Genomic DNA, 13,812 nt, shown 5'->3' with positions numbered 1-13,812 from the left:
GGATGTGGACGCCCGCGTGGGAAGTCGGCGGGGCCGACTTCTCGTGCATGAGGGGGTGCGCTTCCGGTGCTTGGTGCTTGGTGCTTGGTGCTTGGTGCTTGGTGCGGGCGTGGGGCGCGGGCGTAGGGTCGCGGGTCGGGCCGGGATGGGCGGCGGGGAGTGGACGGGACGGGGGTGGCCGGGTGATTTCGCGGGCGCAGGCGGTGGAGGCGGGGCACCGGTGGGTCAACGGGGATCTGCCGCAGGGGGCCGGGACGGTGCGGCGGGTGTGCACCCACGAGTTCGAGCTCGGCTGGGTGGTGTGGGCGGAGCCCGCCCGGCTGGTGGTCGACCCGCGCACGGGGGAGCGGCGGGCGCCCGAGGAGGTAGGGGCGGCCTGTGCCGTGGTGGACCGGGAGAGCGGACGGTTCACGGTGTGGCCCTCGGTACCGGTGGACGAAGTGGTCGGGCTGTACCGGGACTTCGTGGGCGCCGGCGGCTACGATCCGACCCTCCCGCCGGCGACCGGCCGGGGTGCCCGGGCCGAGCTGACCTACCGGGACGACACGGGTGAGGAACGGTCGCTGGCCCTGCGCTCCGCGGCGGGCCTGCCGCACCCGGCGTTGCGCGGCTGGTGGTGGCTGCGCGAGCAGGGTGTGGCGGCCGAGGACGTGCTCGCCGTCCGGACCGACCTGCGGATGAGCGCCCTGCCCGGCGGCTACTGGTCGTACGCGCTGACCGCCGAACTGCCCCATGCCCGGATCGACTTCGAGCTCCCGTACGGCCCGCGCTTCGACCACCGGGCCGCCGCCGTACGGGCGCTGCCCGCGTCGCCGGACGGTCCGGTCCGCAACCGGGTGCCCTTCCCCCGCGCACCGGGCGGGGCACACCCGGCGGGCGAGGCGGCCGACGAGTCCGACAGCGCGCTCGCCGCCCGGCTCGCGGAGCGGTTCGGCCCGGCGGGCGTCCAGCGCTTCGAGCCGGCGGACGTCGCCCGCGCCGAACTGCCCGGGGACGCGGCCGCGCTGCTGCTGGCGGTGGGCGTCCCGGTGGCGGTGCCGGGGCTCTTCGCGCTGCACCACCCGGGCACGGAGGCGATCGCCGACGGCACCCGCCAGGGCACCGTCCTGCCCCAGCTCGCCGCGCAGCTGGCCGAGTCCGGGCGCGGCACCCGGGCGGCCGAGCGGGAGCGCCTGGCGCTCGCCGGGCAGTTGGTGCTGGGGACGGACGGCTGGGCGCTGCTGGCCCTCGGCCCGGTGGACGGCGCCGTCCGGGCGGTGGACCCGGACTACGCGACCGTCCGTCACTGCAATGAGAGCCTGCGCGCCTTCGTCCGCTGCCTGGAGGTGTTCGCCGGCTGGTGGCCCGTTCTGCGCGGGCTCGACCCGGTGGCCGCGGGTGGGGCGGTGGACGTCCTGCAACGCGCGCTGGCGGAGGTGGACGGCACGGTGTTCGCGGACCCGGAGAACTGGTGGGCCGTCATCGTGGAGCAGCTGTGGGACGGCCTGTTGTGACGGTCGGCCGTCACAACAGGTCGGCCGTCACCGGTACCGTCGCCCACCCGCACCGTCGGTACCGTCGCCCACCCCGCCGGCACCCTGCCCGCCCGCGCGGCCACTGAGCGCCCGGACGGTCCGGGCGCGGACGACCCGGGACGCCGGATCGCCGTCGGTCCCGCCGCCCGGTCCCGGACCAGCGCGAATACCGTCACACCCCCTCTCACCAGGGTCCGCATCGCGTAGCGTGGAGAGTTATGCGACTCGGTGTGCTCGACGTAGGTTCCAACACGGTCCACTTCCTCGTGGTGGACGCCCATCCGGGCGCTGCCCCGCTGCCGGCCTACTCGCACAAGGCCGAGCTGCGTCTGGCCGAGCTGCTGGACGCGGACGGCGCGATCAGCGCGGCCGGCGTCGAGCGGCTGGTCGGCCATGTCGCCTCCTCGCTGCGGGTCGCCGAGGACAAGGGCGTCGTCGACATCCTCCCGTTCGCCACCTCCGCCGTGCGCGAGGCGGCGAACGGCGAGGAGGTGCTGCGCCGGGTGGCCGCCGAGACCGGCGTCGAGCTGCGCGTGCTCTCCGGACAGGACGAGGCCCGGCTCACCTTCCTGGCCGTCCGCCGCTGGTTCGGCTGGTCCTCGGGCCGGCTGCTCAACCTGGACATCGGCGGCGGCTCGCTGGAGATCGCCTGCGGCCTGGATGAGCAGCCGGATGTCGCCTGCTCGCTGCCGCTGGGCGCCGGCCGGCTGACCGCCCGCTGGCTGCCGGGCGACGTCGCCGACCCGGAGGTGCTGCGCGAGCTGAGACGACACATCCGGGCCGAGCTGGCCGCCGTGGTCGGCGAGATCAACCGTCTCGGCCCGCCGCGGCACGCGGTCGCCACCTCCAAGACCTTCAAGCAGCTGGCCCGGATGACGGGCGCCGCCCCCGCCGACGCGGGCCCGTACGCCGACCGCCGGCTCACCCGCAGCGGGCTGGCCTCCTGGCTGCCCCGGCTGTCCGCGATGACCGTCGCCGAGCGTGCCCGGATCCCCGGCGTCTCCGAGGGCCGGGCCAAGCAGCTGCTGGCCGGGGCGCTGGTCGCCGACGCCGCGATGGACCTGTTCGGCCTGCAGGAGCTGGACGTCTGTCCGTGGGCGCTGCGCGAGGGCATCATCCTGCGCCGCCTGGACGCCATGGACAGCCCGGCCGACCGCCGCCGCCCGGCGCTCACCCCGTAACCCGGCCGCGCCCGAACGCCGGCGTCGATCGACCGCGGCCGGGTCAACGTGCCGATGGTCACTGCGCCGGTCATCCCGCCCCGTTCGCAGCGTGCTCCGCTTACGCTGTCTCCCGTGGTGCAACCAGCGGGCGAGGACGGAACGCAGGAGGGCCGCACTCCCGGGAGCGGGCAGTCGCGGTCGGACGGTCCGCGCCGCCGGCTCGGCAAGGCGGTCGCGGGCGCCACCGCCGCCCAGGCCGCCAAGCAGGCCGCGAAGGCCGTCAAGGCCGCCCAGCGCACCGCGAAGACGGCAGCGGCGAAGACCGCGAAGCCGACCGCGGCGGGTCCGGCGAAGACGGCGAACACGGCGGACACAGCGAAGACGGCCATCGCACGGAAGCGCACCGCACAGCAGCACACCGCGCAGCAGCCCGCCACCGGGAAGAGCACCCCGAACAGAGCCGCCGCGAAGCCCGTCCCGAAGGAGACCCGCACCGCCCGGGCCGCCGGCGCCGCCAAGGCCGCCGTCCAGTCCGTCCGCTCGGTCAAGGCCGCCAAGCGCGACGCCGCCCGCCCGCCGCTGCTGCGCACCACCGACCGGCTGGTGCTGCCCCGGCACCCGGCCCTGCACATCCCCGACACCAAGGTGGTGCTGTCCACCGCCTCGGTGTACCCGGCGAGCACCGCCGTGGCCTTCGAGCTGGCCGCCAAGCTCGGCTACGACGGGGTCGAGGTGATGGTCTGGAACGACCCGGTCAGCCAGGACATCGACGCCCTGCGCCGGCTCTCCGACGCCCACCGGCTGCCCATCCTGGCCGTGCACGCGCCGTGCCTGTTGATCACCCAGCGGGTGTGGACCACCGACCCGTGGACCAAGCTGGTCCGGGCCCGGGCGGCGGCCGAGAAGCTGGGCGCGAGCGCGGTGGTCGTCCACCCGCCGTTCCGCTGGCAGCGCCAGTACGCCAAGGAGTTCGTCGAGGGCATCAACCGGATGGCGGGCGAGACGGACGTCCGCTTCGCCGTCGAGAACATGTACCCGTGGCGCTACCGCGACCGCGAGATGCTCGCGTACGCGCCGGGCTGGGACGTCACCGACGAGGACTACCGGCACTTCACGATCGACCTCTCGCACGCCGCCACCTCCCGGATCGACACCTTCGCGATGGTCGAGCGGATGGGCGACCGGCTCGCCCACGTCCACCTGGCCGACGGCAGCGGCTCCGGCAAGGACGAGCACCTGATCCCCGGCCGCGGCAAGCAGCCCTGCGCCGAGCTGCTGGAGCACCTCGCCCGCACCGGTTTCGACGGCCACGTGGTGCTGGAGGTCAACACCCGGCGCTCGGCCTCCCCCGCCGAACGCGAGGCCGATCTGGCCGAGGCCCTCGCTTTTACCCGCTTGCACCTGGCCACCCCCTCGCGCGTACGCTGAGCCGTCCGGCCGGATCGGGCGCGAACCGCCCTACCGAGGGGGAGAAGTGACGAACGATCAGAACGCAGGCGGGGCCGGCGGCTTCAGTGAGGTCCGCAACTTCCGCGAGCTGGCCGGGAGCTTCGGCGCGGTGGCCGCCGCCTACGACCGCGGCCGCCCCGGCTACCCGGAGGGGCTGTTCGACGAGCTGGAGCGGCTCTGGGGCCGCGGGCTCAAGGGCGCCCGGGTCCTGGACGTCGGCGCCGGCACCGGCATCGCCACCCGTCTGCTGGCCGCCCGCGGCGCGGACGTCGTCGCGGTCGAGCCCTCCGCCGGGATGGCCGCGCAGTTCCAGGCCGTCTCGCCGGACCTGCCGCTGGTCCGCGGCGTCGGCGACGACCTGCCGTTCCACGACGGCTCCGCCGACCTGGTCACCTACGCCCAGGCCTTCCACTGGACGCATCCCGAGAAGTCCGTCCCCGAGGTGCTGCGGGTGCTGCGGCCGGGCGGCGCCGTCGCGGCCTGGTGGAACGTCTTCGACGAGAGCGTCCCGTGGGTGCGCGCCCGGGACGAGCGGTTGTGGGCGGCGCTGTCGGGCCGCTACCACGGCTACCGCCGGATCGCCGAGCTGACGGTGCCCTTCGCCGCCGCCGGGCTGGAGGTCTCCCGTGCCGAGCTGCGCTGGCAGCGGCAGGTGCCGGTCGAGCAGGTGGTCGACAACCTCACCTCGCGCTCCTACTTCGCCTCGCTGGACCCCGAGCGGCGCGAACCGCTGCTCGCCGCCGAGCGCGCGGCGCTGCTGGCCGAGTTCCCGGACGGACAGGTGGTCGAGCCGTACGTCCTGGACCTCACCGTGGCCGTCAAGCGGGACTGACCGGGGAGGCCCGCCGCCTGCTCGCATCGCGGACGGAGCGTCCGCCGGCCGGACGGCGGGCGTAGGCTCGGTACCCACAGCGGCCCCCGAACCCTCCCAGCAGCGGGGTGCCCGCGAGAGCCCCGAAGGAGTGGAGCACAGTGCCCGAGCTGAGGTCCCGTACGGTCACCCACGGTCGCAACATGGCAGGCGCCCGGGCGCTTCTCCGGGCGGCCGGCGTAGCCCGCGAGGACTTCGGCAAGCCGATCATCGCGGTCGCCAACTCCTTCACCGAGTTCGTGCCCGGGCACACCCACCTCCAGCCGGTCGGCCGGATCGTCTCCGAGGCGATCAAGCGGGCGGGCGGCATCCCGCGCGAGTTCAACACGATCGCCGTGGACGACGGCATCGCGATGGGCCACGGCGGCATGCTCTACTCGCTGCCCTCGCGGGACCTGATCGCCGACTCGGTCGAGTACATGGTGAACGCGCACTGCGCCGACGCCCTGATCTGCATCTCGAACTGCGACAAGATCACCCCGGGCATGCTGATGGCCGCGCTGCGCCTGAACATCCCGACCGTCTTCGTCTCCGGCGGCCCGATGGAGGCCGGCAAGGCCACTCTGGTCGACGGCACCGTGCGCAAGCTCGACCTGGTCGACGCGATCTCCCAGGCGGTCAACGAGAACGTCTCCGACGAGGACATCGCGATCATCGAGGAGAACGCCTGTCCCACCTGCGGTTCGTGCTCCGGCATGTTCACCGCCAACTCGATGAACTGCCTCACCGAGGCGATCGGCCTCTCGCTGCCGGGCAACGGTTCGGTGCTCGCCACCCACACCGCCCGCCGCGCCCTCTACGAGGACGCCGGCCGGACCGTCGTCGAGATCACCAACCGCCACTACGGCCAGGACGACGCCTCGGTGCTGCCCCGGGCGATCGCCACCCGCGCCGCCTTCGAGAACGCCATGGCCCTGGACATCGCCATGGGCGGCTCGACCAACACCATCCTGCACCTGCTCGCCGCCGCCCAGGAGGCCGAGCTGGACTTCGACCAGCGGGCCATCGACGCGATCTCCCGCAAGGTGCCCTGCCTGTCCAAGGTCGCGCCGAACGGCTCGTACTACATGGAGGACGTGCACCGGGCCGGCGGCATCCCGGCCATCCTCGGCGAGCTGTACCGGGGCGGTCTGCTCAACGAGGACGTCCACACCGTGCACGCCGACTCGCTCGCCGAGTGGCTCAAGACCTGGGACGTGCGCGGCGGTTCGCCCTCCGCGGAGGCCGTCGAGCTGTGGCACGCCGCCCCCGGCTGCGTCCGCTCCGCCGAGGCCTTCTCGCAGTCCGAGCGCTGGGAGTCGCTGGACACCGACGCCGCCAAGGGCTGCATCCGCAGCGTCGAGCACGCCTACTCGGTCGAGGGCGGCCTGGCCGTGCTGTACGGCAACCTCGCCGAGGACGGCTGCATCGTGAAGACCGCCGGCGTGGACGAGTCGATCTGGACCTTCAGCGGCCCGGCCGTCGTGGTCGAGTCCCAGGAGGACGCGGTCGAGGCGATCCTCGCCAAGCGGGTCAAGGAGGGCGACGTCGTCGTCATCCGCTACGAGGGCCCCAAGGGCGGCCCGGGCATGCAGGAGATGCTCTACCCGACCTCCTTCCTCAAGGGCCGGGGTCTGGGCAAGGCCTGCGCGCTGGTCACCGACGGCCGCTTCTCCGGCGGCACCTCGGGCCTGTCCATCGGCCACGCCTCCCCGGAGGCGGCCTCCGGCGGCACCATCGCGCTGGTCGAGGACGGCGACACCATCGCCATCGACATCCCCGGCCGCCGGATCTCCCTGGAGGTCCCGGAGGAGGTCCTGGCGGAGCGCCGCCGGGCCCTGGAGGCCGCGGGCGGCTACCGGCCGAAGAACCGCGACCGGCAGGTCAGCCAGGCCCTGCGCGCCTATGCCGCGATGGCCACCTCCGCCGACAGGGGCGCCGTCCGCGACGTGTCCAAGCTCGGCTGACCCGGCCGGGCCCGCACGGAACGGCACCGGGCCCGCACGGAACGCCGCCGGGCCCGCACGGAACGAGGAGGAGCCGTCCCACCGGCCGGGACGGCTCCTCCGCCGTGTGCGGCGGTCGGGTGATAATCGACGGCGTGAGCGAGCAGCCCCCCACCCCCGCCCCCACTCCCGTCGGCGCCCCCGAGCCGGAGCCGATCCGCTGGTTCGGCACCAGCTGGCTGAACCGGGACAACGGCTACTGGCCGCGCCGGGTCGCCGTGTCGATCGGCGCCCTGGTCGCGGCGGCCGCCGTGGTGCTGCTGCTGCGCTTCGGCATCGAGGGCATCGCCCTCTCCGACAACGGCACGTTCCTCAACGGGCTGCTGACCGCCGCCATCGCGGTCTGCTCGATGATGGCCGTGCGGCGCACCTGGAAGGTGCTCACCGAGGGCAAGGACCAGCTGACCGGCTGGATGGCCGAGGAGAAGTCGCTCGGCGCGGTCTGGCTGATCGGCGGGGCCGGCTCGCTGCTCGCCTACTTCGCCCGCAGCCTGGTCGAGGCCCCCGGCGAGGCGGTCCGGCGGGCCGCCTACGAGCGGGCCGTCGCCCAGTACGAGAAGCGCCAGGCGGGCCGCAGCCGCCGGCCCGACGCCAAGGCGCCGGGCCGGGCCAAGCGCAAGCGCTGACGCCTCCCGATCAGGCCCTAGGTCCGGCTGACGCTGCCGCACTGGTCGGCCGGGGTGATGTCCTTGCTCCGGTCGTACGGGTCGGTGGTCGGGCCGCTCGGTGCCGGGTCGTGGCTGGTGAACTGCTGGAACTGCGGGTGCAGGAAGCCGTCGTAGACGTCGCAGGCACTGTTGCCCGCGTCCCACTGGGTCTTGGCGAACACCAGCTTCTTCGCGTCGACCTTGTAGTGCTTCGGGTCGTAGAAGCGGACGTCGTCGACCTTGCGCACGATGGTGCGGGTCGTCCAGGTGTCGCCGTTGTCGGTGGCGGCGGCCCGGGTGACCAGGCCGACCGGCTTGGCGGTGCCGCCCGGCGCGGTGTCCGGGGTGCGGCGGGACGAGGCCAGCTTCTCCGCGTCCGGGCCCGGCTGCAGCGGGTAGACGAAGGTGAAGTCGGTGTGCACCAGCACGCCGCCGTCACCGTCCTCCTCGAAGCTGATCCGGCCCTGGACCTTGACGGTGGTGCCCACCAGGGCGGCCTCGCGCGGGTCGAAACGGGTGAACCAGCTGGTCGGGTCGGTCTCCTTGGCGGGGTGGTCGAGGGCGGCGACGGCGTTGGCCCGTTCCTGGCGGTCGAGCATCGCCAGGGCGGCGTCCGGACGGGCCCCCGCGATCACCCGGGGGTCGAGGTTGGAGGCCGTCAGGTAGTCCTTGACCGACTGGAGCTGGGCGGCGACCTCGTCGGCCGAGAAGACGCCGACGGCCTTGGCCTCGGGCAGCACGAAGGCCTCCGGGCCGTTCGGCCAGCCCTCGGCGGGGGAGCCCTTCCAGGGGTGGTCCACGGTCGGCTGGTCGTCGGGGGTGGCCGGCGGTGCCGAGGTCGGCCTGGCGGTCTCCGGGGCGACGGTGGGAACCGGGGCGGCGGAGGAGTTGTTCCAGACGTGGTCCGAGAACCATGTGCGCAGCCCGTCGACGTTCAGGACGGAGAGCACCACCGCGACGGTCAGCACCACGAGCACCGGTGCGCGCCAGCCGCGCCGGCGCGGGCGGGGGCTGCCCCACGGGTCGAGCGCGGCGGGCTTCGGCTTGCGCCCGAACCGGCCCTTGGGCGCGGACGGGCCGTCGTTGACCGAGCGGCGGCCGCCCGGGTCGACCGGCGGGGTGTGCTTCCACCGGGCGGACAGCATGCGGGTGCGCCCGCTCTGCTCCTTGACGGTGGCCCCGCGGACGAATTCCTCGTCCAGGACGAGGCCGGCGAACGGGTCCTTCCCGCCCGCCTCGCGGCCCGTCTCGGGGCGCGGTTCCGGATCTTCGGCTGTCGGCATCGCGCCAGTATGCCGACAGGGTGTGACGATCCGTTGATCGGGGGCACACTTCGTGGTGAACGCGTGTGCGTGATCCGTGGGATCGGTGTCGTTTGTCCGGAAACGGGCAGGTCGCGGGTGGCCGTCAGCCCTTGCCGCGGGCCTGCTTGACCGACCCGACCACCCCGGCGATCGCCAGCAGGAGGCCGGCCGGCAGCAGCGAGAGGAAGAAGGCGCCGAACAGGCCCTCGTCGCCGAGGAACAGCTGGGCCAGCGTGTTCAGCGCCAGCAGGCCGCCGGCTGCCGGGAGCGCTGACTGCCACGGGTGCTCGTTCGCCCAGCGGCGCAGTCGCCGGTCGGTGGTGTCGCGCCGCAGTCGGCCGCCGACGGTACCGACCAGGAAGAAGAAGAACAGGCCCCAGCCGGCCGGTGAGGCCAGCATGCTCAGCGACCAGTTCCCGGAGATCGCCTCGATCCCCAGGGCCGTCGCCCCCACCACCGCACCGACCCCCGCGGCGGTCCGCCACGGGCCCACGGTCGCCGAGGCGACGGCGAGTTGCCGGTTCTCACGTCGGGACATTTCGTCGTGTGCCATGACTCCACGGTGCGCTCCCCGGAGCCGGGAGGCCATAGGGGAAACCCCCGAGTTCTCTCCCTAGGGGCAAGGGTCGTTCGGGTCCGTGGCGACCACGGGTCGGACGGTCCCCGCGTGTGCCGGTGGGCGGTGCGAGGATGGCCGCAGTACCGAGGCAAGGAGCGGACGATGGGCAGCAGCGCAGCACACGGACAGAAGATCGCCTTCCTGGGCACCGGCAAGATCGGGGAGGCCCTGCTCTCCGGTCTGCTGCGGGCGGGCAAGGATCCGGCCGATGTCCTGGTGACCGCCCGCCGCCCGGAGCGGGCGGCCGAACTCGCGGCCCGCTACGGCGTGGTGGCCGTCTCCAACGCCGAGGCCGCCAAGCTCGCCGACACCCTGATCCTGGCGGTCAAGCCGCAGGACATGGGCGCCCTGCTGGAGGAGCTGGCCCCGCACGTCGGCGCGGACCGGCTGGTGATCTCGGCCGCGGCCGGCGTCCCCACCGCCTGGTTCGAGGAGCGGCTGGCGGCCGGCACCCCAGTGGTCCGGGTGATGCCCAACACCCCGGTCCTGGTGGACGAGGGGATGAGCGTCATCTCGGCCGGTTCGCACGCGGGGGAGGAGCACCTGGTGCGCGCCGAGGAGATCTTCAGCTCGGTCGGCAAGGCGCTGCGGCTGCCCGAGTCCCAGCAGGACGCGGCCACCGCGCTCTCCGGCTCCGGTCCGGCCTACTTCTACTTCCTGGTCGAGGCGATGACCGACGCCGGCATCCTGCTCGGGCTGCCCCGGCAGGTGGCGCACGACCTGATCGTGCAGTCGGCGATCGGCGCCTCGGTGATGCTGCGCGACTCCGGCGAGCACCCGGTGAAGCTGCGCGAGGCGGTCACCTCCCCGGCCGGCACCACCATCGCGGCGATCCGCGAGCTGGAGAACCACGGGGTGCGGGCCGCGCTGCTCGGCGCCCTGGAGGCGGCGCGGGACCGCTCCCGGGAGTTGGCCTCCGGCGGGAAATGACCGCTGCGCGACCCCTCCCGTAATCGCGGCGCACCCCCTACGCTCTCGCCAACATCGTCCTACCGGTCGGTAGCGAGGTCTGCGAGGTCCGTGTGGAGTCCGCCTGGAGGTCCGCTTGAGTGCCGCACCGTCCGCACGGCCCGTCCCGTCCCCCGCGGCGCCCGGTCTGCGCGTCGGGCGGGCGGCGCTCGCCGTCAGCTTCCTGCTCCAGGGCGTCACCTTCGCCCTGCTGGTCACCTGCATCCCGGAGATCCAGCACCGGTACGGGCTGAGCGACGGGCTGCTGCCGGTCTTCCTGGCCGCGGTGCCGGTCCTGGCCGGGGTCGGGTCGATCGTCTCCGAGCAGTTGGTGAAGCGCACCGGCGCACGGACCGTGCTGCGGGTGGTCCAGCCCGCCGTCTGCCTCAGCCTGGCGGCCGCCGGACTGGGCGGCACGCTGTGGCAACTTGCCCTGGCCCTCGGCGCGTTCGGGCTGCTGGTGGGCGCGCTGGACGCGAGTATGAACATGCTTGGGGTGGGGCTCCAGCACCGCTACGGCCGCTCGATCATGATCGGCTTCCATGCGGCGTTCAGCCTCGGCGGCATCCTCGGCGCGGCCCTGGCGGGCCTCGGCTCGCACTACGACCTCGGGCTGCCGGTGCTGTTCGGCACGGCCGCCGCGGTGATCGCCCCGCTCGCCCTGCTGACCGGCGGCCTGCTCGCCGGCCCGGCCGAACTCGGCGACGCCGTCCGGGAGGCCGCGGAGGCCGCCGCCCGGTCCGTCCCCTGGCGTCCGCTGCTGCCGCTCTGCCTGGCGATGGCCTTCGCGTACATCGCGGACGCCTCGGTCTCCAACTACAGCGTCAAGTACCTCACCGACGGGCTGGGCAGCCGGGAGGACCTCGCCAAGCTCTCCTACCTGGGCTACATGGTCGCGATGCTGGTCGGCCGGGCACTGGGCGACCGCGCGGTGCAGCGCTTCGGCGCCGTCCCGGTGGTCCGTACCGGTGCCGCGCTGGCCGCGCTCGGCTTCGGGCTGGCCGCGGTCGCGCCCGACGCCTGGGCGGGCATCGCCGCCTTCACCGTGCTGGGCTTCGGCATCTGCGCGATCATCCCGCAGGTGTTCGCGGCCGGCGGCCGGCTCCTCCCGGCCGACTCCGACGCCGCGGTGGCCCGGCTCAACCTCTTCAACTACGTGGGGTTCCTGCTGGGTTCGCCGCTGGTCGGGGCGATCGCGGACGCCGCTTCGTACCGCTGGGCGCTGCTCGCCCCGATGCTGCTGGTGCTCGCCGTCCTGCCGCTGGCCGACCGCTTCGCCCCGGAACCCGCCCCGGAGCCCGCCCCGGCCCCCGCCGTCGGGTGACGGCGGGGGCGGTCGACGGGACGTGGGGTCAGCTGATCACGGTCTGGAGCTCGGGCACTCCGTAGGTCCAGCCCTGGTCCTTGGCCGTGCCGTTGCCGACCTGGCCGAACTCGTAGTAGACGTACGGCGCCCAGTTCAGCGTGTACGGCGCGGTGCCCCACGCCGGGGTGTCGGTGATCTTGACGGTGAGCGTGACGCTCTTCGTCGCCCCGGGCGCGATCGGCGCGTTGAAGTGGAAGTTGGCGCTGTTCCCGTTGATCGCGCAGTCGGAGGTGTCACCGGTGCAGCTGAGGACGGTGAACGCTCCGGCCTGCGTGTTGGCCGGCCAGGTCGGCTGGACGGCCTCGTAGGCGAAGTAGATGGGACTGGTCTCACTGTTGGTGAGCGACAGCGTCAGGGTCAGCTGGTCTCCCGCCTTCGCCGTCGACTTGTCGACCGCGAAGGCGGTGCCGCTGACCGCGGCGGAGGCCGGCTGGGCGGCGAAGAAGACGCCAAAACCCAGTATTGCAGCGAGAATTACCCCAAGGCGTTGCACGCTGAATGGCTTCATGGCGGAGAGGATATGGAGTCGCAAAGCGTTTGTCTGCACCGCCTCGACACCCGCCTCCACAGCTGCCCCACAACTTCCGTAGTTTCCTTGCGCACCCCGCGCCCGGCGGCTCCCGCGAGTGCCGCCCCGGCGCGCCCTGACGGCGGTCCGGCCACCGCCACCCGCTACGGTGGAGGCCATGCCCGAAGCCGAGCGTGACACCCCCTGCGGCCTGCACCTCTTCTGGGACGAGGCCGTCACCGCCTACGACTTCGGCCCCGGCCACCCGATGGACCCGACCCGGCTGGCCCTCACCATGCGCCTGGTCGAGGCCCTCGGACTGAGCACCGCACCCGGGGTGACCGTCCGCTCCGCGCCGCCCGCCGGCGAGTCCACCCTCCGGCTGGTGCACACCCGGGAGTACGTCGAGGCGGTCCGGAACGCCGCCGCCCATCCCGAGCGCTCCGACCCGCTGCACGGACTGGGCACCGACGACAACTGGTCCTTCCCGGCGATCCACTCGGCCTCGGCACTGATCGCCGGCCAGTCCGTGGCCGCCGCCGAGGCGGTCTGGCGCGGCGAGACCCCGCACGCCGTCAACTTCAGCGGCGGGCTGCACCACGCGATGCCCGGCAAGGCCTCCGGCTTCTGCGTCTACAACGACCCGGCGCTGGCCATCGGCCGGCTGCTCGAACTCGGCGCCGAGCGGGTCGCCTACGTCGACGTGGACGTCCACCACGGCGACGGCGTCCAGGCGGCCTTCTGGAACGACCCCCGGGTGCTCACCGTCTCGCTGCACGAGCACCCCGCCACGCTCTTCCCGCAGACCGGCTGGTCGATCGAGACCGGCGGCGAGGACGCCCCCGGCTCCGCCGCCAACCTGCCGCTGCCCGCGGGCACCGGCGACGCCGGCTGGCTGCGCGCCTTCCACGCCCTGGTGCCCGAACTGCTCGACGCGTTCCGGCCACAGGTCCTGGTCACCCAGCACGGCGCCGACACCCACCTGGAGGACCCGCTCGCCCACCTCGCCGTCACCGTGGACGCCCAGCGGCTGATCGCCGAGGCGCTGCACGACCTCGCCCACCAGTACGCCGGCGGTCGCTGGGTGGCCACCGGCGGGGGCGGCTACGCCGTGGTGGACGTCGTCCCGCGCACCTGGACCCACCTGGTCGCCACCGCCGCCGCCCGGCCCGTCGACCCGGCCACCGAGACCCCCGAGTCCTGGCGCGCCGAGGTCTACCGCCGCACCCGCCGCCCGGCCCCGCTGCGGATGACCGACGGCGCCCGCCCCGCCTGGCGCGACTTCGACTCGGGTTACGATCCGGCCGACCGGCTCGATCAGGCCATCCTCGCCGCCCGGCGGGCGGTGTTCCCCCAGCACGGACTGCTGGCCTGAACCCGCCGCCCTGGTCAGGCCGTGCGTACGCCGGGCGGTGCCATCGGCCGATCGGCTACGTAC

12 protein-coding genes are annotated in these 13,812 nt (G+C 73.9%); 9 read left to right on the top strand and 3 right to left on the bottom strand.

The features are described 5' to 3' along the window. Positions 1-266 precede the first annotated feature (266 nt). From ACZ6EM_RS19490 to ACZ6EM_RS19465, 6 genes are all read left to right on the top strand, one after another. On the top strand, positions 267-1,493 hold the full coding sequence (locus ACZ6EM_RS19490) for an SUKH-4 family immunity protein (protein WP_401049491.1): 1,227 nt from the start codon (positions 267-269) through the stop codon (positions 1,491-1,493). A gap of 239 nt (positions 1,494-1,732) precedes the next feature. Continuing rightward, a complete protein-coding gene (locus tag ACZ6EM_RS19485) occupies positions 1,733-2,695 on the top strand; it encodes a Ppx/GppA family phosphatase (RefSeq protein WP_401049489.1) in 963 nt (320 codons plus the stop codon). 606 nt (positions 2,696-3,301) lie between these two features. Next, positions 3,302-4,105, top strand: a complete 804-nt coding sequence (locus ACZ6EM_RS19480) for a sugar phosphate isomerase/epimerase family protein (RefSeq protein WP_380542246.1) — start codon at positions 3,302-3,304, stop codon at positions 4,103-4,105. Positions 4,106-4,151: 46 nt separating this feature from the next. Further along, positions 4,152-4,958: a class I SAM-dependent methyltransferase gene (locus ACZ6EM_RS19475; RefSeq protein WP_401049488.1), complete on the top strand. Its 807-nt coding sequence runs from the start codon at positions 4,152-4,154 to the stop codon at positions 4,956-4,958. Between the two features lie 140 nt (positions 4,959-5,098). Continuing rightward, positions 5,099-6,943, top strand: a complete 1,845-nt coding sequence (ilvD, locus tag ACZ6EM_RS19470; protein WP_401049486.1) for a dihydroxy-acid dehydratase — start codon at positions 5,099-5,101, stop codon at positions 6,941-6,943. Positions 6,944-7,077: 134 nt separating this feature from the next. Next, positions 7,078-7,608 carry a hypothetical protein gene (locus tag ACZ6EM_RS19465; RefSeq protein ID WP_359902722.1) on the top strand — a complete coding sequence of 177 codons (531 nt, stop codon included), beginning with the start codon at positions 7,078-7,080 and terminating at the stop codon, positions 7,606-7,608. Between the two features lie 17 nt (positions 7,609-7,625). On the opposite strand, the gene ACZ6EM_RS19460 is transcribed toward ACZ6EM_RS19465, so the two are convergent. Together ACZ6EM_RS19460 and ACZ6EM_RS19455 are read right to left on the bottom strand one after the other, a co-directional pair. Continuing rightward, the gene (locus tag ACZ6EM_RS19460; protein ID WP_465772841.1) at positions 7,626-8,912 is read right to left on the bottom strand and encodes an SCO2583/SCO2584 N-terminal domain-containing protein; all 1,287 of its coding nucleotides are present in this window, start codon (positions 8,910-8,912) and stop codon (positions 7,626-7,628) included. A 124-nt stretch (positions 8,913-9,036) separates the two neighbouring features. Beyond that, entirely contained in the window at positions 9,037-9,486 is a 450-nt protein-coding gene (locus ACZ6EM_RS19455) for a hypothetical protein (protein WP_380542175.1), read from the bottom strand. Between the two features lie 168 nt (positions 9,487-9,654). Between ACZ6EM_RS19455 and proC the strand changes: the two genes are divergently transcribed. Together proC and ACZ6EM_RS19445 are read left to right on the top strand one after the other, a co-directional pair. After that, positions 9,655-10,482, top strand: coding sequence for a pyrroline-5-carboxylate reductase (proC, locus tag ACZ6EM_RS19450; RefSeq protein ID WP_359902730.1), 828 nt, complete (start codon positions 9,655-9,657; stop codon positions 10,480-10,482). A gap of 115 nt (positions 10,483-10,597) precedes the next feature. Then, positions 10,598-11,824 carry an MFS transporter gene (locus tag ACZ6EM_RS19445; protein WP_401055143.1) on the top strand — a complete coding sequence of 409 codons (1,227 nt, stop codon included), beginning with the start codon at positions 10,598-10,600 and terminating at the stop codon, positions 11,822-11,824. Positions 11,825-11,852: 28 nt separating this feature from the next. On the opposite strand, the gene ACZ6EM_RS19440 is transcribed toward ACZ6EM_RS19445, so the two are convergent. Further along, entirely contained in the window at positions 11,853-12,374 is a 522-nt protein-coding gene (locus tag ACZ6EM_RS19440; protein ID WP_452179958.1) for a COG1361 family protein, read from the bottom strand. A gap of 178 nt (positions 12,375-12,552) precedes the next feature. Here ACZ6EM_RS19440 and ACZ6EM_RS19435 point away from each other — a divergent pair, with 178 nt between their 5' ends. Then, positions 12,553-13,749, top strand: coding sequence for an acetoin utilization protein AcuC (locus ACZ6EM_RS19435; RefSeq protein WP_452179959.1), 1,197 nt, complete (start codon positions 12,553-12,555; stop codon positions 13,747-13,749). Positions 13,750-13,812: the final 63 nt, after the last annotated feature.

Source organism: Kitasatospora sp. NPDC041917 (genome assembly GCF_055589745.1).
This window is presented reverse-complemented; position numbering and strand designations above follow the sequence as displayed.